This window comes from Finegoldia magna ATCC 29328, from assembly GCF_000010185.1.
Taxonomy (GTDB): Bacteria; Bacillota; Clostridia; order Tissierellales; family Peptoniphilaceae; genus Finegoldia; species Finegoldia magna_H.
In genome coordinates, this window is sequence record NC_010376.1 from 826973 (window position 1) to 847533 (window position 20561).

22 protein-coding genes and 1 pseudogene are annotated in these 20561 nt (G+C 29.3%); all 23 read right to left on the reverse strand.

What is annotated here, in order from left to right; all coding sequences use genetic code 11:
* Window positions 1–44: 44 nt before the first annotated feature.
* Window positions 45–2189: a polyribonucleotide nucleotidyltransferase gene (locus tag FMG_RS04110; protein WP_012290612.1), complete on the reverse strand. Its 2145-nt coding sequence runs from the start codon at window positions 2187–2189 to the stop codon at window positions 45–47.
* A gap of 46 nt (window positions 2190–2235) precedes the next feature.
* Window positions 2236–2502, reverse strand: a complete 267-nt coding sequence (gene rpsO / locus FMG_RS04115; protein ID WP_002838220.1) for a 30S ribosomal protein S15 — start codon at window positions 2500–2502, stop codon at window positions 2236–2238.
* An 81-nt stretch (window positions 2503–2583) separates the two neighbouring features.
* The gene (locus tag FMG_RS04120; protein ID WP_012290613.1) at window positions 2584–3510 is read right to left on the reverse strand and encodes a bifunctional riboflavin kinase/FAD synthetase; all 927 of its coding nucleotides are present in this window, start codon (window positions 3508–3510) and stop codon (window positions 2584–2586) included.
* The gene (gene truB, locus FMG_RS04125; RefSeq protein WP_012290614.1) at window positions 3501–4364 is read right to left on the reverse strand and encodes a tRNA pseudouridine(55) synthase TruB; all 864 of its coding nucleotides are present in this window, start codon (window positions 4362–4364) and stop codon (window positions 3501–3503) included. The genes FMG_RS04120 and truB overlap by 10 nt, the downstream gene beginning before the upstream one ends.
* Window positions 4348–5316: a DHH family phosphoesterase gene (locus FMG_RS04130; RefSeq protein ID WP_012290615.1), complete on the reverse strand. Its 969-nt coding sequence runs from the start codon at window positions 5314–5316 to the stop codon at window positions 4348–4350. The genes truB and FMG_RS04130 overlap by 17 nt, the downstream gene beginning before the upstream one ends.
* On the reverse strand, window positions 5306–5671 hold the full coding sequence (rbfA, locus tag FMG_RS04135; RefSeq protein WP_002838269.1) for a 30S ribosome-binding factor RbfA: 366 nt from the start codon (window positions 5669–5671) through the stop codon (window positions 5306–5308). Before rbfA ends, FMG_RS04130 begins: the two co-directional genes overlap by 11 nt.
* Before the next feature lie 7 nt (window positions 5672–5678).
* The gene (gene infB, locus FMG_RS04140; protein ID WP_410402969.1) at window positions 5679–7868 is read right to left on the reverse strand and encodes a translation initiation factor IF-2; all 2190 of its coding nucleotides are present in this window, start codon (window positions 7866–7868) and stop codon (window positions 5679–5681) included.
* Window positions 7842–7970 (reverse strand): annotated as a pseudogene (locus FMG_RS09955) (translation initiation factor IF-2 N-terminal domain-containing protein); the annotation flags it as partial. The pseudogene FMG_RS09955 and the gene infB, both read right to left, overlap by 27 nt.
* Before the next feature lie 18 nt (window positions 7971–7988).
* Entirely contained in the window at window positions 7989–8252 is a 264-nt protein-coding gene (rnpM, locus tag FMG_RS04145; protein WP_002838279.1) for an RNase P modulator RnpM, read from the reverse strand.
* Between the two features lie 26 nt (window positions 8253–8278).
* Window positions 8279–9547, reverse strand: coding sequence for a transcription termination factor NusA (nusA, locus tag FMG_RS04150; protein ID WP_012290617.1), 1269 nt, complete (start codon window positions 9545–9547; stop codon window positions 8279–8281).
* A gap of 9 nt (window positions 9548–9556) precedes the next feature.
* Window positions 9557–10021 (reverse strand): ribosome maturation factor RimP, encoded by a 465-nt coding sequence (gene rimP, locus FMG_RS04155; protein ID WP_002839170.1) that lies wholly within the window; start codon window positions 10019–10021, stop codon window positions 9557–9559.
* Between the two features lie 106 nt (window positions 10022–10127).
* Complete coding sequence (locus FMG_RS04160; RefSeq protein WP_012290618.1) at window positions 10128–10541, reverse strand: hypothetical protein; 414 nt, start codon at window positions 10539–10541, stop codon at window positions 10128–10130.
* Window positions 10541–11524, reverse strand: coding sequence for a flotillin-like protein FloA (floA, locus tag FMG_RS04165; RefSeq protein WP_002836436.1), 984 nt, complete (start codon window positions 11522–11524; stop codon window positions 10541–10543). Before floA ends, FMG_RS04160 begins: the two co-directional genes overlap by 1 nt.
* 1 nt (window position 11525) lies before the next feature.
* Entirely contained in the window at window positions 11526–12143 is a 618-nt protein-coding gene (locus FMG_RS04170; protein ID WP_002839037.1) for an NfeD family protein, read from the reverse strand.
* A gap of 105 nt (window positions 12144–12248) precedes the next feature.
* Window positions 12249–12428, reverse strand: a complete 180-nt coding sequence (gene rpsU / locus FMG_RS04175; protein ID WP_002836438.1) for a 30S ribosomal protein S21 — start codon at window positions 12426–12428, stop codon at window positions 12249–12251.
* A 94-nt stretch (window positions 12429–12522) separates the two neighbouring features.
* The gene (locus FMG_RS04180; protein WP_002838150.1) at window positions 12523–12858 is read right to left on the reverse strand and encodes a histidine triad nucleotide-binding protein; all 336 of its coding nucleotides are present in this window, start codon (window positions 12856–12858) and stop codon (window positions 12523–12525) included.
* A gap of 46 nt (window positions 12859–12904) precedes the next feature.
* The gene (gene mtaB / locus FMG_RS04185; protein ID WP_012290619.1) at window positions 12905–14197 is read right to left on the reverse strand and encodes a tRNA (N(6)-L-threonylcarbamoyladenosine(37)-C(2))-methylthiotransferase MtaB; all 1293 of its coding nucleotides are present in this window, start codon (window positions 14195–14197) and stop codon (window positions 12905–12907) included.
* A complete protein-coding gene (locus FMG_RS04190; RefSeq protein ID WP_012290620.1) occupies window positions 14197–14922 on the reverse strand; it encodes an RsmE family RNA methyltransferase in 726 nt (241 codons plus the stop codon). Before FMG_RS04190 ends, mtaB begins: the two co-directional genes overlap by 1 nt.
* On the reverse strand, window positions 14915–15838 hold the full coding sequence (gene prmA, locus FMG_RS04195; protein WP_012290621.1) for a 50S ribosomal protein L11 methyltransferase: 924 nt from the start codon (window positions 15836–15838) through the stop codon (window positions 14915–14917). Before prmA ends, FMG_RS04190 begins: the two co-directional genes overlap by 8 nt.
* Window positions 15838–16956, reverse strand: coding sequence for a molecular chaperone DnaJ (gene dnaJ / locus FMG_RS04200; protein WP_012290622.1), 1119 nt, complete (start codon window positions 16954–16956; stop codon window positions 15838–15840). The genes prmA and dnaJ overlap by 1 nt, the downstream gene beginning before the upstream one ends.
* Before the next feature lie 98 nt (window positions 16957–17054).
* On the reverse strand, window positions 17055–18881 hold the full coding sequence (dnaK, locus tag FMG_RS04205; protein ID WP_012290623.1) for a molecular chaperone DnaK: 1827 nt from the start codon (window positions 18879–18881) through the stop codon (window positions 17055–17057).
* Between the two features lie 41 nt (window positions 18882–18922).
* A complete protein-coding gene (locus FMG_RS04210; RefSeq protein WP_012290624.1) occupies window positions 18923–19483 on the reverse strand; it encodes a nucleotide exchange factor GrpE in 561 nt (186 codons plus the stop codon).
* Entirely contained in the window at window positions 19473–20519 is a 1047-nt protein-coding gene (gene hrcA / locus FMG_RS04215) for a heat-inducible transcriptional repressor HrcA (RefSeq protein WP_002839138.1), read from the reverse strand. The genes FMG_RS04210 and hrcA overlap by 11 nt, the downstream gene beginning before the upstream one ends.
* Window positions 20520–20561: the final 42 nt, after the last annotated feature.

Below are 20561 nucleotides of genomic sequence, written 5' to 3' on the forward strand. Positions count from 1 at the left end.
CCTTTCAAAAATATAGTTGAGTAATATAATTACTCAACTATTAATTATTTATCTTCTGAGTTTTGATCTTCAGATTTTTTATCAAAATTCTTTTTTTCTTTTCTTTCCGGTTTTGGTAAAAGAGCTTTTCTGGATAATGTCATCTTACCTTGATCATCTATATCCATAAGTTTTACCATAATTTCATCGTTTTCTTTTAAAACATCTTCAACTTTATTAGTTCTTTCGTGTGCTATATTAGATATATGAAGAAGACCTTCTTTTCCAGGTAATATTTCAACAAAAGCACCAAAATTCATAATCTTAGTAACTCTTCCTAAATATTTTTCACCAATTTCAGGTTCTCTAACTATTTCTTTAATCATATCTATAGCTCTTTGTGCGCTTTCGGTATTTTCACCAGCTACTGTAATTTTACCGTCATCTTCAGTATCTATTTTAACACCGGTCTCATCAATAATTTTGTTGATTACTTTTCCGCCTGGTCCGATAACTTCTCTTACTTTTTCAGGAGCTATATTAATTACCATAATTCTAGGAGCGTACTTTGAAATTTCTTTATTAGGTTCACTTATACACTCGTTCATTAATGATAAAATATGAAGTCTACCAACTCTAGCTCTTTCTAGTGCTTCAGTTAATATTTCTTCAGAAATTCCGGTAATCTTAATATCCATTTGTAATGCAGTTATTCCATCTTTTGTACCTGCAACTTTAAAATCCATATCTCCCAAATGATCTTCTAAACCTTGAATATCAGAAAGAATTACTACGTTATCATCTTCTTTAATTAATCCCATAGCAATACCCGCAACAGGTTCTTTGATTGGAACACCGGCATCTAGTAAACTTAATGTTGATCCACAAACAGATGCTTGAGAACTAGAACCGTTAGAACTTAAAACTTCAGAAACTACTCTTATTGTGTAAGGGAATTCTTCTTCTGATGGAATTACTGGTAAAAGAGCTCTTTCAGCTAAAGCTCCGTGCCCAATTTCGCGTCTTCCAGGACTTCTTAAAGGTCTAGCATCACCTACAGAGTAAGGTGGGAAATTATATTGATGCATATATCTTTTATCTTCTTGCTCAATTAATCCATCTAGCACTTGTGCATCAGATGGAGTTCCCAAAGTTGTAACAGATAAAACTTGAGTTTGACCTCTTTTAAACAAACCTGAACCATGTGGTCTAGGCAATATATCTACATCACAAGTTATTTCTCTAATTTGATCAAGTTTTCTATTATCAGGTCTGATATAATCTTCTAATATTAATCGTCTCACTTCTGATTTTTCTAAATCATCATATATAGTAGAAACTTTTGAAGCTATACTTTCATCATATTTTTCAACAAAATAATCTACTACACTTCTTTTAAGAGTATTAATGTGATCTTCTCTATCTAATTTATCTTCATTAACTGTAATTTTCTTTAAATCTTCAATGCAAAATGATTTAACTTCTTCATCTAATTCAATATTTTTTTCAGGTTGAATGAATTCTTGCTTTGGCTTTCCACATTCTTTTTGAATTGATTCAATGAATTCGCATATTTTTTTGATTTCTTCATGCGCTCTAAGTATAGCCTTCAATACTTGTTGTTCTGTAATATTATTGCAGCCAGCTTCAACCATCATAATAGCATCTTTTGTACCAGCAACAGTCAATTCAAGATCTGACTTTTCTCTTTGTTCTTTTGTAGGATTTATAATAAATTCGCCATCGATCATTCCTACAGCTACAGAACCAGTAGGTCCTAAGAAAGGAATGTCTGAAATACTCAATGCAATAGATGAACCTATCATAGCTAAAATATCTGGAGTATTATCTTGATCTACAGAAAGTGCAGTAGCTATAACTTGCACATCGTTATGATATCCTTCTGGGAATAATGGTCTTAAAGGTCTATCTATTAATCTAGCAGTTAATGTAGCTTTTTCACTAGGTCTACCTTCACGTTTTATAAACCCTCCTGGAATTTTTCCAACAGAATAAAGTTTTTCTTCAAAATCACATGTTAATGGGAAAAAATCAACTCCCTCACGTGGTTCTTTTGATCCTACAGCAGTAACTAGAAGTACAGTTTCACCAGATTGAATCAAACACGCCCCGTTTGCTTGTTCGGCAACTTTTCCAATCGTAACTTCTATTTTTTTACCGCATAAATCATATTCGTATTTTTTTATCATATATTCTCCTTATAAATAAAAAGAGCGGAAAAACCCGCTCTTTCAATTATCTTCTAATGTTTAATCTTTTAATTAAATCACGGTATCTTTCAATGTCTTTATTGCTAAGATAGTTAAGAAGATTTCTTCTTTTACCGATCATTTTGAAAAGACCTCTTCTTGAATGGTGATCATTCTTATGAGACTTTAAATGTTCAGTTAAGTAGTTTATTCTGTAAGTTAATAAAGCTACTTGAACTTCTGGAGAACCAGTATCTCCTTCTTTAGTTTGGTATTCTTTGATTATTTCTTCTTTAATTTCTTTGTTGTACATAATTTCCTCCATAAAATTTATTATTCACCATTACAGTGATATCGTCGAGGTTTCGAATATCAATGTAACAGTAGTACTTATTTATATTATCATATAATCTTGTAATTGTAAATCCAAATCTTGATTTTTTGCAAAGTTGTAATCACTTTTTAATTTATTGATAAGTTCAATCTCAGAATTAAATTTAATATTGTTTCTTATTTTATTTATAAATACTAATGTCAAATTTTTCCCATACAAATCACCTTTAAAATCTAATATATGAGTTTCAATTTTGACATCATGCTCATCGTATGTTAGGTTTTCTCCTACTGAAGTTATGCCTTTGTATAATTTGTTATCATAAATAACGTTAGTATAATAAACTCCTGCTGCTGGTATAATATATTGTTTACATTCCAAATTAGCAGTAGGATAACCTAAATTTCTTCCTCTATGTTTCCCATCGACAACAACCCCCTTAATGCTAAAGGGTCTGTAAAGTAATGAATTAGCATCCTCAACGTCTCCACTCATCAAAAATTTTCGTATTGTAGTTGATCTAATAGGTACACCATTAATAAATTGATCATCTATAATATAAAGTTTATAATTAAAAACTGCTTGAAAATTTTTCAAAGTAGATACATCACCAGATGCATTAATACCAAATTTAAAATCATTGCCAACAACTAAATTTTTGAAATTGGTATGCTCTTTTACATAATTTAAAAACTCTTTAGGATTTAAGGATAAGAAATCTCTATCAAATGATTTGATTAAACAATAGTCTACATTCATTCTTTTTACTAGATAGATTTTATCTTCCATCGTTAATATGTTTTTAAACTTGTCATCTTCTAAAACTTCTGAAGTATGGGACTTGAATATAATAACCCCTGATTTACCTAAACTAACACATTTATTTATAAGTTTTTGATGTGCTAAATGTAATCCATCAAAATTTCCCAGAGTAATAGCATCTATATTAATTTTTACGTTATCTTTGTCTAAATCAATTATTTGCATATATCAAATACCTTATTCATTTTTAAAATATGATCTTCAATACTACCAATACCAATAAACCTATCTTTACAAATTACTTTGATATTATCAATGTTATCGTGAACGATATTTATTTTAACACCATTGGTAATTTTTTTATATAAACTTTCATCGAGTTCAATAGATTTCATTTCTGTCAAACTTTCGTAAACAGAAAATGATACATCTTCAATGTTACATTTTCTAAGTGAATCTATTTTTACTGAATCTTTTATATCGAAACCACCAGAATTTACTCTGATAAGAGATTTCATATAAGCCAATTTATCTAGTTTTTTTGCAATATCTTCTATTAAAACTCTAATGTAAGTCCCTTTGGAACATCGAACTTTAATTATACACGAATTTTCTAAAATATATAAAGGTTCTATGTTAAAGATGGTGATTTTTCTTGATTTTCTCTTAATTTCCTTATTTTCTCTTGCATATTCGTAAAGTTTTTTTCCGTTTACTTTAACTGCTGAATACATTGGAGGTACTTGTTCAATGGTTTTACCATTTAAATCGTCTAGAATTTTCTTTAGTTTTTCTTTATCGTATGTTTTTTCTGAAAAACCTGTGACATTACCAGACAGATCAAGAGTATCTGTACTTGTTCCAAAACACATTTCAAATATATATGTTTTTCCGTGTTCCATTAGATATTCTGTTATTTTAGTTCCTTTTCCAACGCCTAGCAACAAAACACCGGTTGCATCAGGGTCTAGTGTCCCAGCGTGTCCAATCTTTTTGGTTTTTAATATTCCCTTGCAGATAGAAACTACATCTTGAGATGTGTAGCCTTTTTCCTTAAAAACATTAATTACACAATCCATATATATCAATTTCTTCTTTAATTTTATTTAATACTGTTTCAAAATCTTCAAAAATTCTTGTCGCTGCAGCATTTTTATGACCGCCTCCGCCAAGATTTTTTGCAATTACTCCAACATCAATATTTCCCTTGCTCCTGAAACTTACTTTGTATTCTTTTTCAGTTTGTTGCTTAATTAATACAGAAATTTTAATTTTGTCTGTATCTCTGAAAGTATTTATTACACTATCAATATCAGAAATTTCAACATTATACTTATTTAATTGAGATGTATTTACAAACCCAATTGCAACACAATCATTATAGATTTCAGTCTTAGATAAGATTTCATTTTCTAAGAGTTGTGCTTCAAATTTTTTTGACTGATAAATTAATTCATTAATTTTCATCATATTTGCACCATATTCAACTAACTTAGAAGCTTTAGCTAATGTTTCAGCGGTAGTAGCAGAATATAAAAATCTTCCAGTGTCAGTTGAGATACCAGTTAATAGTGACATAGATATTTCTTCATCAATAGGTAGATTTAATTCGTTTATTATATCAAATACTAATTCACAAGTTGAACTATATCCTTTTTTTACTATATTGATATCACCATAATATTCATTACTTTGATGATGATCAATATTTATTCTGTATTTGGCTTTATTAAATAATTTATCAATATTACCTAATCTTTCATAGTTAGCGCAATCTAGGCAAATTATCATATCAATATTAATATCTATATTATCTGATAGCAAATTCAAATTGGGAAGAAATTTTAAATTTTCAGGAATTTTATCGAACTCAATAGGATAAACTTCTTTACCAAAATTTAGCAGACTTTTCGATAAACCTGTTAAAGAACCTAGATTATCTCCATCTGGATCTAAGTGTGAAATTAGAGCAATTGAATTTGCTTTATTCAATTGCTCTTTAAATTTCATGATTTCATCTTTAATTTTCATTATGGTTTTCCTCATGAATTGATTTTATTAGGTTTTCAATATGCATACTTTGTTCGCTTGTTTCATCAATTTTAAAAATTAATTGTGGTACATGTCTCAAATCTACATTTTCACCAATTTGTTTTTTTAAAAATCCTTTTGCTTTATTTAGTCCTTCAAGAGTTTGTTTTTTCTTTTCATCATCGCCTATTACAGCTATATATACTGTAGCAAAACTCAAATCATTTGTTACTTTTACTTCTGTAACCGAAACATTTAGTTTATCGATTCTAGGATCTTTTAGTGAATTAATTATAGAACTTGAAATAACTTTTTTGATTTCTGATGAAATTCTTCTTACTCTTTTAATATTCATATTTCTCCTATCTTTGTACCTCGTTTAGTACATATGCTTCCAGTACATCTCCTGGTTTAATATCATTATAATTTTCCAAGCCCATTCCGCCTTCATAACCTTGAGTTAATTCTTTAACATCATCTTTATATCTCTTCAATGAAGACACCGGACCTTCGAAAATTAAAATTTCATCTCTTAAAAGACGAACAGTAGCATTTCTAGTTACCTTTCCAGTATTAACATACACACCGGCAACCGTGCCTACCCCAGGAACTTTGAAAGTATCTCTAACAGTGGCTCTACCTAAAACTTCTTCTTGATATTGAGGTTTTAACATACCAGTGATAGCATTCTTAACATCTTCTATTGCATCATATATAACTCTATAAGTTCTTATTTCTATAGATTCATTTTTAGCCATATCCATTGCAACTTGAGTTGGTCTTACGTTAAATCCAATGATTATAGCACTTGAAGCAGATGCTAAGTTAACGTCAGATTCAGTTATACCACCTACTGCACCATGAATGATATTAACCTTGACTTCTTCGTTACTTAATTTTATTAACGATTGTTTTATGGCATCAATTGTACCTTTAACATCAGTTTTTATTATAATATTTAAATCTTTAGTTTCTCCATCGGAGATTTTTCCGAATAATTCATCTAAGTTCATTGTTGAAGAAGATTTGATTTGTTCTTCGCGGTTATGATCTTTAATTTTTTGTGCATAATTTCTGGCTTCTTTTTCATCTTTTACAGCATATATCATGTCGCCAGCTTCTGGAACTTCGTTTAAACCTAAAATTAAAACAGGAGTAGATGGACCAGCTTTTTTTACTTGCTTACCTTGATCATTAAACATAGCTCTGATACGACCACTAGCTTGTCCACTAAATACCATATCAGAATGTTTCAAAGTACCTTTTTGGACTAAAATTGTTGCAGTTGGACCTCTTCCTTTATCAAGTTGAGCCTCTATTACTGTTCCTACAGCAAGTCTATTAGGATTAGCTTTTAGTTCTTCCATTTCTGCAACCATCAAAATCATTTCTAATAAATCGTCAATACCTTCACCAGTTCTAGCAGAAACTGGAACTAAAACTGTATCTCCACCCCAGTCTTCTGGAACCAATCCATTTTCAGCTAATTCTGTTTTTACTCTCTCTATATTCGCGTTTTCTTTATCTATTTTATTAATAGCTACAATTATTGGAACTCCAGCTGCCTTTGAGTGATTGATGGCTTCGATTGTTTGAGGCATTACACCGTCATCTGCAGCAACTACTAATATTGAAACGTCTGTTACTTGAGCTCCTCTACTTCTCATTGCCGTGAAAGCTTCGTGGCCAGGCGTATCTAAAAATACTATTTTCTTGTCATTAACTCTAATAGTATATGCACCTATATGTTGCGTAATTCCACCGGCTTCTCTGCCAGCAACTCTTGAATTTCTAATTCTATCAAGTATAGAAGTTTTACCATGGTCAACGTGTCCCATTACGGTGATAACAGGTGGTCTTTCCTTTAAATCTTCTTTCTTGTCTTCAAAATCTAGATTAAAAACATCATCATCATCGAAATCTTCGACTTCATCTTGTTCAACGATAACATCAAACTCACCTGCTACTAAACTTGCAGTATCAAAATCAATTTCTTGATTTTGATTTGCCATAATGCCTAATTCCATTAGTTTCATTATTAACTCACTAATAGATACACTTATTTTTTCAGATAAATCTTTTACTGTTATAGTAGGTTGAATAATAAATTTTTTAGGTTCTTTTGTCTCATGTTTTATAGCTTCATCTTTTCTATTATGGTCGTTATTCTTATTATTCTTGTTATTTTTGCTATTTTTATTATTGTTTGAATTTTTATTTTTAGTATTTTTAAAATTCTTATTCTTTTTCTTATCATTTAAATCGCGTTTTTCATTCATTTCAGACTTATTTTTATGCTTGATCTTGTCGAAATGAGAAACAGACTCTTCGTCATTGTTTCTTGGGTGCTTTGGTTTAAATCTTTTGTTAGAATTATTTTGTTTATTTGAGTCAACTGTTGAAATTTTTTCTGTTGTTTTTTCAGTATTTTTATTAGTAATTTTTTTATTTTCATCATTAGATTTACTATTATTTTGACTAGTTTGAACTTTTTTTTGCTTTTCATAAAAAGATTTAACTTTTGCTATTTGGTCTTTATCTAATGTTGACATATGACTTTTAACTTCGATTTTATTATCTTTTAATTTGCTCATTAAGTCTTTTGTTGAAACGTTCAATTGTTTTGCCAATTCATATACTCTAATTTTTTCCATACAAAGACCTCCTTTTGATTAATCTTCTACATGGTTACTTAACTCCTCATATATAAGTGCGTCCACATCTGTTTTTAAAACTTGACTTAGTCTTCTGTTTTTCTTAGCTTTATTTATACAGTTTAAATTCTTACATAAATAAGCTCCTCTTCCATTTTTCTTATTTGTCAGATCCACGGAAACTCCGTCATCTTTATTAAAAACAACTCTGATTAGTTCTTCCTTTGGCTTATTTTCGCCACAAACTACACATTTTCTTAAAGGAATTTTTTTAGTTTTCATTTAATACTCCAAAACTTAAATATCATTTAATTTTCAGAATCTTCTGCAATTTCGTTGTTATCAGACACTAAAGAATTATCATCTTTGATGTCGTCCATCTTTTCCTCTTTATCATCTGATTCATGATATTTTATTTTTTCAAAAATCTTATCTTTATCTTCTGCTCTTACTTCAATGCCGTTAGCTTCTAAGAAATCAGCTTCACCATCAAATTCAACAGATAAGATACCATCATCATAAGCTTCTAAATATTGGTTAAGCCCTTTGATATCTATTTTCCAATTTGTTAATTTGGCTGCAAGTCTTGCGTTTTGACCCTCTTTTCCTATAGCTAAGGACAATTGATCTTCCGAAACAATTACACGACAGATTTTTTGCGCTTCATCAATAAATGTTGCTATCACTTCTGATGGACTTAAACTATTTGATATAAATGTCTTAATATCTTTTGACCAAATGACAATATCTAATTTTTCACCATTCAATTCATCTACAATAGATTTAACTCTAGTTCCACTGAACCCTACACATGAACCAACAGGATCAACATTTTCATCGTTACTGAAAACTGCAATTTTAGTTCTTGAACCAGGTTCCCTTGCAACGCTGAAAATTTCAACAGTTCCATCGTTTATTTCCGGTACCTCTAATTCAAATAATCTTTTAATTAAAGAATTATCTGTTCTAGATAAGATTATTTGAGCTCCTTTTGTAGTGTTTTTGACCTCTTTAATAAAAAGTTTTAATCGTTTGTTTGGAATGTATTCTTCAGTTTTTATTTGCTCTGAAACAGGTATTATTCCTTCTACTCTACCTAAATCTATATAGACAATTCCTCTTTCTACACGTTGAACGGTTCCTGTAATTATCTCTTTTTCTCTGTCAATAAATTCGTTATAAATATTATCGCGTTCTGCATCTTTTAGTTTTTGAATAACAATATTTCTAGCAGTTTGAGCAGCTATTCTTCCAAAATTCTTAGGTGTTATTTCTATTTTTATCTTGTCGCCTAAATCATATTTGTGCTTAATAGCTTTTGCTTCTTCTAAACTTATTTCCGTATTTTTGTCTTCTACGCTTTCAACAACAGTTTTGATTGCATATAAATTAACTTTACCATTGTCTCTATTGATATTAACTTCTACAGAACTTTCTTCGTTTTCATGGTCTTGATAATCAAAATTTTTCTCATAACTTTTAATCAACGCTTTTTCCAAAGCATCGAAAACAACTTCCCTTGGTATTTTTTTTGATTTTTCTAATTCATCAAGAGCTTTTATAAAATCATTGTTCATATATTACTATCAATCGAATAAAGAAAGTTTAATCGATGATATATTACTCCTTTCAATTTTAATTTCTTTTTTTTCTAATTCCAAAGATATTTCCGTATCGTTGAAATCTGTTAAAATACCTTTGAACTCTTTTTTACTATCTAATTTTTGATATAAGTTTACTATTACAACATTTCCTAAATTCTTTTTAAAATCCTTATCTCTAGTAAATGGTGTGGTAATATCTACTGATGCTATTTCTAAATAATATGGATCTGAAATAGGATCTATTTCATCTAATTTGTCAGATATTTTATTATTTATTAACTCACAATCATCAATCGATATTAGGCCATCATCTTTTTCGATATAGAAAGTTAAAATATTTTTACCGTTATTATTTGAGTATTCTACATCATAAAATTCGATACCAGTATCTTTTATTAAAGGACTAAGATCGTTATTCATGAGGTCTCTAAGGTATTTCTTATTCATATAACTCCTTTTTGTCAATTACTTAAATAAATAAGAGTGGGATTTCCCACTCTTAGCCACAATTTATTCTATTCATATTGTATCATAATTAAACTAAATAATCAAACTATCTTCTGTTTCTCAAACACAAAGGTCTGTCAATAATTTCTTTCATGATAATAGCTTTTTTTAATTCATCATTATGTTTAAATTCATCATTAATTTCAACTCCTATCAATTCCAATTCGTCGTTTCTTTTTTCATCAATATCTTTATCAAGTAATTTTTTGTTTTCCTTTTTAATTTTTGTTTTATCTAAACTATTGATATTAACTTGATTAGATAGCGAATTGTCAGTTTTATCATAAGACAATTTTGTATTTGATTTATCTTTTCTTAAATCTTCTAATGTCTTTTTCTTACGATAATTTTTATTGCGAAAGTTTTTATGATAACTTTTTGAATTATTCATGTGTATAAAATAATTAGCAAAAAACTTTATAACTATTAAGGTAATCAAAAGAGAAATAAAAGAAAACATTATTTATCATCCTCTTTTATTTTTTCACTATTCCCAGAAATTGCTTGTCTCATTTCAGTATCACTTATAATATTTTTCATATTATAATAATCCAATACTCCTAGGTTACCAGATTCTAAAGCTTTGGCAATGGCTAATGGAACTTTTGATTCGCTTTCAACAACTTTAGCTCTCATTGAACGAACTTCAGCTATCATTTCTTGTTCTTTTGCAACGGCCATAGCTCTTCTTTCTTCCGCTTTTGCTTGAGCTATTCTTTTATCAGCTTCAGCTTGATCAGTTTGAAGCTTAGCTCCAATGTTTCTTCCAACATCAACATCTGCTATATCAATTGATAATATTTCAAAAGCTGTTCCTGAATCCAACCCTTTATTTAATACAGTTTTTGAAATTGAATCTGGATTTTCTAAAACAGATGTGTGAGATTCTGATGAACCCACTGTAGTTACAATACCTTCTCCAACTCTAGCTATAATAGTTTCTTCTCCAGCACCACCGATTAATCTTTCTATGTTTGCTCTAACGGTTACTTTGGCTTTGACTATAACTTCGATACCATTCATTGCAACTGCAGCAATATTTGGAGTTTCAATAACTTTAGGATTAACAGAAACTTGAACAGCTTCTAGAACATTTCTACCAGCCAAATCAATAGCTGCTGCTCTCTCAAATTCTAACTCGATATCTGCTCTTTGGGCCGCGATTAAAGCATTTACTAGAGTATTTACATTTCCACCAGCTAGGTAATGCGCCTCTAGTTGATTAGTAGTTAAATTTAAACCTGCTTTTGTCGCTTTAATAAGTGGATTAATAATGTTTTTAGGGATTACTCTACGTAATCTCATACCAATTAATTGTGAAATTTTTACGTGTACTCCTGAGAACTGAGCTGTGACCCATAAACCTACTGGTACTAACGAAAAGAATACTAATAGTAATATGACTATTAATATAGGTACTAAAAATGGAATTTCAAATGGCATTTTACACTCTCCTTACTATAATTTTAAAATCTTTTATTTCACTAACAACAACTTCGCAACCTTTTGGAATAAAATCTCCTCTTGTAATAGCATCAATATAATTTCCGTCTATTTCAACCTTTCCGCTTGGTCTTAAAGGTGTTATAGTAGTTCCTTTTTTGTTTAAATATTTTTTTGATGTTTGTGTAAATGATTTTGAATTAGTTTCCTTTAAAACAAATTTATTAAATTTACTAGAGTCAAATTCTTTACTCAAAAATACCAAAATGAACAAAACATCAATTGTTATGGCAATAACTACAGTCAAAAAAGCAAGATAAAGATTATTAATTATCATACTTATTCCGACAATCATTGATAGAACACCAATGATTCCAGCTATAAAACCGCCTGGAACTATTAGTTCTAATCCAACGAATAAAAGTCCTATTAAAAATACTAATATACCAATTATATCAATATCACCATGATTATAATAAGACAAAATAAATAGCACTGAGAAAACAGCAGTTAATAAGCCATATTTGAACTTTTTATTTGATAACATAAGCACAGTAATAGATACAAATGTTACTGATAGAAAAATCATACTCAATATATGATAAGAAAATATGCTCATAGAAAACGATAACACCTCCTAAATATCTTTATATCACAATTATACACTAAATAAAGCAATAAAAAAAGATTCCTTTAAGGAATCTTTCATTAAATATCAATTTCATTAGAAATTTCTTTTTTTTCTTTTAGCTGCTTCAGATTTTTTCTTTTTCTTTACGCTAGGCTTTTCATAATGTTCTCTTTTTCTATATTCAGATAAAACTCCAGATCTAGCACATTGTCTTTTAAATCTCTTTATAGCATTATCTAATGATTCGTTTTCTCCTACTTTAATTTCTGACATGGTTTCCCTCCCCTCTTTATTGCAAGAATGCTCACAAAAGAGCAGAATTTATACCAAAATAGTATAACACAATTCTTATAAAATAACAATATTTTTAAGGCCAGTTAAGTTTTTTCTTACCTAATACGTGGAAGTGCATATGATGTACAGTTTGGCCACCATCTTCTCCACAGTTATTGACTATTCTATAGCCTGACTTATCAATATCGAACTCTTTTGCTAGTTTTGCAATTACTTCAAATACATGAGCAACAATATGTGAATTTGATTCATCAATTTCATTAGCTCCAGAAATATGTTTTTTAGGTATAACTAAAAAATGTACTGGAGTTACAGGATTGATATCGTGAAAAGCATATACTAAATCATCCTCATATATTTTCTTAGAAGGTATTTCTCCATTAACTATTTTACAAAATACACAGTCCATGACTCGCCTCCGTTGTTATTATAACAAAAAATAATTAAACTTTCAATTATTTACAGACCAGTTCTTCATTTTCTCTTCTATCGCAAACAACATCTATTATTTTGTTAGAGAGGTTTGGATTATATTGTCTTTTTACCCTTATATAATTAGTAGTATATCCCTTTATAAATCCATTATCATTTTTTGATTCAAATAAAACTTTTATTGGCTGATTTAACATATTATCTAAAAACTTATCTGTATAGTATTTTGATTTTTCTATCAATCTTTGGCTTCTCTCTTTTTTTACAAGACCAGGTATTTGATTTTTCATCTTGCTTGCTACTGTACCTTTTCTATTGGAGTATTTAAACACATGAATTTTTGAAAATTTAATCTTATCAACAAAATTCAATGTTTGCTCAAAATCTTCATCAGTTTCTCCTGGGAAACCAACAATTATATCAGTTGTAATTGCAGCATTTGGATAATATTCTCGTATTAAATTTATAGTTCTTTCATACAAATGTGTATCGTATTTTCTATTCATTGATTGAAGAATTGAATCAGAACCACTTTGTAAAGATAAATGAAAATGATCACAAAATTGCTCTACTTGACTTAATCTATCTAGAAATTTTTTGTCTACAATTCTTGGCTCTAACGAACTTAATCTTATTCTTTTAAGTTTATCAATATTTGATATATCTTCTATTACATCAATTAAACCAATATCTTTATTGTCAAAGTCTTTTCCATAGGAAGCTACATGTATGCCTGTAAGCACAATCTCTTTAAAGCCGTTATCCGCTAACCTTTTTGCTTCTAAAACTATATCCCTAATATTTCTCGAACGTATAGGACCTCTAGCGTAAGGAATTATGCAATACGAACAAAATTGACTACATCCTTCTTGAATTTTAATGTAAGCTCTTGTCATAGAATGTTCAGTATTTATAGTTAATTCTTCAAATTCTCTATTCTTACCAATATTTTCGACCTTATTTATAATTTTATTAGATGATTTTGCCAATTCACACAATTCTACAATTTCTTTTCTATATTTTGTTCCAAGTATTACGTTTACGCCTTGGATATTTTCTATTTCATCAGGGCTAACTTGAGAATAACATCCTACAACAGCAATAACTGCATTACTGTTCTCTGATCTAATTTTAGATATTTGTTGCCTGCTTTTTCTATCTGATAAATTGGTAACAGTACAAGTGTTTAATACGAAAACATCACAATTATAATCGTCCGTTATTTCATAACCTTTCTTAACAAATAATTCAGCCATTGCTTCTGTTTCGTATTGATTAACTTTGCAGCCTAAGGTTGAAAATTTTACTTTTTTCATTATTCTATATCTCCTAATTCATATTGGATAATACTCAAAGCACAAATTGGAGCTGTATCTGCACGTAATATTCTGTTTCCTAATGAAACTGATTTAAATCCTTTCGAACTTAAATCTTGTATATTATCTTCAGATAATCCACCCTCTGGTCCAATGAAAATATTAATATCTTTATTTTTTGAATTGGACAAAAAAGATTTAAAACTTTCTTTTTCGTTTTCATAAAACACCAAATTTAAACAATTGCTTGTATTCTTTATTTCATTGATTTTGATTAGTCCTTCTATTTCAGGAATAACTGTTCTCTTCGACTGTTTCGATGATTCTAGTGCAATTTTTTCGAATCTATCTTTTTTTTTGTTCCACTTTTTATCATCTAATTTTACAACAGTTCGTTCTGTTTCCACAAATATAATTTTATTTACACCCAATTCAGTGGCTTTTTGTATAATATACTCATTCTTATCTGATTTAAGAATACATTGATACAAAGTAATATTTAATGGTGATTCATACTGTATGCTATCTTCATCTATTATTTTACATATTATTTCATTTGATGTTATTTCTTCAATTTCTGTAACAAAAATTGTATCACCAATGACTTGATGAATTAAAGAACCTTTTGAAAGTCTCAAAGAATTTTTAATATGGTTATAATCCTCACCTTTTATTAGAATTTTATCATCTATCTTATCCTCTTGATTTCGAAAAGTCCTATACATTTTTGAACCTACTTATTATACTAATCCACTCACCTTTTTCAGATACTTCTACAATTTCAAGATTGTTTTTCTCTAAAGTATTTACAATATTATCTTTTTGTGAATTTATTAATCCTGAACAAATAAATACTCCATCTTTTTTTAACGCTTTTGGCAAATCTGGAATTAAGATATCTAATACATTTAGTAAGATATTAGCAACTACAACATCATATTTTTTATCTACATTATCTAGTAAAGAGCCTTGTACAGCATTTATATTAGATATTTTATTCAGATTAGCATTTTCTAATGTAGCTTCTATGGCCAACGGATCAATATCTGTAGCAAAAACTTCTTTTGCACCTAATTTTGAAGAAACTACAGAAAGTATACCCGAACCACAACCGATATCTAAAACGATCTTATCTATTAAGTTTAGTTCTTGGAGTTGTTCAATACATAAATTTGTTGTTTCATGAAGTCCTGTTCCAAAAGCCATTCCTGGATTAATTTCTACAACTGTGTGATCTGATTCATCTATATCAATCCAGCTTGGTTTGATAAGAATATTACCGATATAAAATGGTTCGTAATATTTTTTCCATTCATTAGCCCAGTCCATATCTTCAATTTCTTTATTCTTAGAAATTTGAATATCTATATTATTATTAGTTGAAAATTCTTTTATTTGAGCTTCAATTTCATCATAATTTACTTTATCGTCTTCATAAAAAGCTTTAATGATTACATTATCATGTTCTACAAAATCTTCATCATCTATAACAACCCAGTATGGCTGATTTTTCTTGAAATCTAAAACATCTTGATAATCGTCTATTTGTAAATTTTCAATTCCTAAATCATATAATATCGAACTAATAATTTCATCGTATCCTTTTGGACATTTTATATCAAAACTTAACCATTTTTCCATTATTCAAACATATCCTTTATTCTATCAAATATTGATTTCTTTTCATTTACATTTAATTCTTGATTCATACTTTCTGAAAATTTAATCAATTTTTCCTTTTGTTCTTTATTTATCTTTTTAGGAACAATAATTTTCACAGTGAATAATATATCCCCTCTAGAATTAGAATTTAGATATGGAACTCCTTTTGATTTAAGTTTAAAAGTTGTATTTGGTTGAGTTCCTTCAGGAAGTTCAAATTCTTCTATACCGTCTAAAGTTGGAACTTCGATTTTTGAACCAAGAACGGCTTGTGCATAAGTGATTGGCATATCAAAAACAATATCGTTATTTATTCTTTTAAAAAATTCATGTTCTCTAATTTTTATGATAACATATAAGTCACCTGGACTGCCATTGTTTTCGCCATCATTACCTTCTCCCTTAACGCTCATGATAGCACCATTATTTATTCCTTTTGGTATAGTAATGTTGATTGTTTTTCTTTCGATTTCATAACCTTTACCTTTACAATTTTCACATTTTTCATCAATTACATAACCTTCTCCATGACATTTATCACATTCAGATTGTTGTGTAAAAATTCCAAAAGGTGTTCTTTTAGTATCATTTATAATTCCAGTACCATGACATTTCTCGCATTGTCGTTTTTCTGTTCCAGGTTTCGCGCCATCGCCGTTGCATACATGGCATTTCACTTTTTTCTTGTAAGAAATCTCTTTTTTCGTTCCATTAATAGAGTCTTCAAAATCTATTTCTAATTCAACCTGAATATTTGAACCTTTTCTAGGAGCGTTAGGATTTTTTGAATATGATCTTGAACTAAATCCTCCAAATATATCGCCAAAAAAATCACCAAATATATCGCCGAAATCCGAGAATCCCCCTCCTGTACCTTGATCAAACATTCTATCACCGTACATATCATATTTCTTTCGTTTTTCTTTATCACCTAGAACCTCATAGGCACCATTAATTTCTTTAAATTTATTTTCAGCTTCTGAATCACCACTATTTATATCTGGATGATATTTCTTAGCTAATCTTCTATATGATTTTTTTATTTCTTCTTGAGTTGCATTTTCATTAACCTCAAGTATTTCGTACAAATTTTTCATTATTCACCATCCTAATATACTGACTTTTCTATTTTACTAAAAGATACAAAAAAATCAAGGGGTAAGAATTTTACCCCTTTTTTTAGATTTTTTAATCATTATTTATTTTCGTCGTCATCAACTACTTCATAATCAGCATCTACTACATCGTCATCTTTTTTTGCTTCTTGTGAGGCTCCTGGTTGTTGAGCATTATTTTCATATAGTTTAGAACTTAATTTGTACATTTCTTGAGTTAATTCATCAGTTTTAGCTTTAATATCTTTGTTATCTCCAGAATCTAAGATTGATTTTAAAGCTTCTATCTTTGAATTAATATCAGATTTTTCAGTTTCTGAAACTTTGTCACCCAAATCCTTAATTGTTTTTTCAACTTGATAGATTACAGATTCCGCGCTATTTTTAGTTTCTATAGTTTCTTTTTTGTTCTTATCTTCTTCAGCGTATTTGCTTGCTTCGTCAACTTTTCTCTTTATTTCATCATCGCTCATTTTTGTTGAAGATGTGATTGTCATAGCTTGTTGTTTTCCAGATCCCAAGTCCTTAGCACTAACATTAACAATACCATTTGCGTCAATATCAAATGTTACTTCGATTTGTGGCACTCCTCTTGGTGCTGCAGGAATTTCAGTTAAGTTAAATTGTCCTAACAAAGTATTGTCAGCTGCCATTTCTCTTTCACCTTGAAGAACTTTGATTTCTACAGATGTTTGACCGTCAGCAGCAGTTGTAAATACTTGTGATTTTTTTGTTGGAATAGTAGTGTTTCTTTCAATTAGCTTAGTGCAAACGCCACCTAGTGTTTCAATACCTAATGACAAAGGTGTAACATCAAGTAATAATAAGTCTTTTACTTCACCTGTCAATACACCACCTTGTAAAGCTGCACCAATTGCTACACATTCATCTGGATTGATGTCTTTTTGTGGATTTTTTCCAATTAATTTCTTAACAGCTTCTTGAACTGCTGGTATTCTTGTAGAACCACCAACTAGTAATACTTTTTCTATATCATTGTGACTTAATCCAGCATCTTCTAATGCTTGTCTTACTGGTTTTAAAGATTCTTCAACTAAATCAGATGTTAACTCATCAAATTTAGATCTTGTAATATCCATATTTAAGTGAACAGGAGTTCCGTTTACTGCAGAAATAAATGGTAAGTTTACATTTGTAGAAACTCTTGTAGATAATTCTTTCTTTGCATTTTCTGCTGCATCTTTAAGTCTTTGTTTTGAAGTAGGATCTTTTCTTAAATCTACACCATTTTGTTTCATGAATTCATCTGCTAAGTAGTTCAATAATTTTTCATCAAAATCATCCCCACCTAGTCTGTTGTTACCACGTGTAGCTAATACTTCAAATACTCCATCTCCAACTTCAAGAATTGAAACATCAAATGTACCGCCACCTAAGTCATAAACCATAACTTTGTGTTGATCAGTTTCTTTATCAATACCATAAGCTAATGCAGCTGCTGTTGGTTCGTTGATAATTCTTTTTACGTTTAATCCAGCAATCTTACCAGCGTTTTTAGTTGCTTGTCTTTGAGAGTCTGTAAAGTATGCAGGAACTGTAATTACAGCTTCTGTAACTTCTTCCCCTAAATAGCTTTCAGTATCAGCTTTTAATTTTTGTAAAATCATCGCCGAAATTTCTTCTGGTGTATAATCTTTTCCATCAATATTAACTTTGTATTCAGTACCCATCTCTCTTTTAATTGAAGTGATTGTTCTATCTGGGTTTGTAATTGCTTGTCTTTTTGCTGTTTCTCCGACTAATCTTTCACCATCTTTAGTGAACGCTACAATTGATGGAGTAGTTCTATTACCTTCGGAGTTAGGAACTATAACTGATTCTCCACCTTCCATAACTGCTACTGCTGAATTTGTTGTACCTAAATCAATACCTATTACTTTACTCATTATAAAATCCCCCTTTAGATTTTTATCTATATTAAAAATTCTTATTTACTAACTTTGACCATTGCAGGCCTAATGCATTTGTTATTTAAAATATATCCTTTTTGGAATACTTCTAGTATCTTATCTGATCCTTTATCACTATCTTCAGTAATAACTGCATGATGATAATTTGGATCAAATTTATCTGAACAATCTACTTCTTCTAAGCCAAATTCCTTTAATGATAGAAGTAAGTTATCTCTAATTAACTCTATTCCACTAGAAAACTCATCTTTTTCTTCTTTACTATTAATAGCTCTGTCTAAATCATCTATTATAGGTAAAATTTTCAAAATTAAAGACTCATTAGCCAATTCAATAGACTGCTGTTTCTCTCTATTTGTTCTATTTTTATAATTTATAAAATCTGCTTGTAATCTTTTTAAAGAATCTTTTAAATCTTCTATTTCAGTATTTACTACCTCATCTTTATCAACATTTATTTCTTCTTCTATAGAATCATTGTCGTTTTGATTGGTATCTTTTATCCCTAAGTCATAATCATCATTTAATGTATTATCTGAAGAATGACTTGTTTTCATATTTTCTTCATTATCTTTCATAATAATCCCCCCTAATAATTAATCCGTTAATTCTTCTCGATAATTTGAACATAGCTTCTATTGAAAGTTCATAATTCATTCTCATGGGAGCTACGATAGCTATAACACCGATATTGTTTTTATTGAAGAAATAAGAACTTTTAATAATTGTATTTTCAACAAGAGGTTGTTCATTATTCTCATCCCCAACTTTAATATCTAAGAAATTATCTGAAGAATTTAGAATACTTACAATTTTATCTTTGTCTTCAAGGTACTCTATTATGCTTTGAACTTTGCTTAAGTCATTGTATTCACTGTATTTGAAAATATTTGATAAGCCTTCAACTGATACATACATAGAGGATAACTTATCTTTTTCATTTTCAATAATTTCGGTAATCGCTCCTTTAAAAAGATCATTATATTTGTATTTCGAAGAAAATTCTTCTAAATTATCATAAACTTCATTTAGGTTTTTCCCTAAAAAAAGTTTTTTCAATAGAAAATTTATCTTAATTAATTCGTTTTGTTCAATGATTTGCTCTGATGAAATTACAGTATGATTTAAATCACCAGAATCATATAAAGTTAATAATACATAATTATATTCACTGATTGGAAGCAACTCTATGTGAGATAGACGCATCTTATCTGATTTTTTTAACATAGAAATCACCGGATACTGGGTTATCTCAGATATGAATTGTGAAGAAGATTTAATTAATTTTTCTGGTTCAACAATTCTTTCATATGGCTTCCTTATAGACATTAATGAAGAACTAGATTCGTCACTTTTATACAGTTTATCCAGGATATAATCTACATACAATCTGAAAGCTTTTTGCGATGGGATTCTTCCCGATGAAATATGGGATTGTACTAAATATCCTAAATCACCTAAATCGCTCATTTCGTTTCTAATTGTTGCTGGACTAAATCCTATATTATAATTTTTCGATAAAACACGTGATCCGATTGGTTGAGCTGTCTTTATATAATTATCTATAGTAGCTAGTAAGATATTAAATTTTCTTTGCGTTAAATGTTCATTCAAAATCTCACCTCTTTTTTGTTAGCAACCTATTACCTTGAGTGA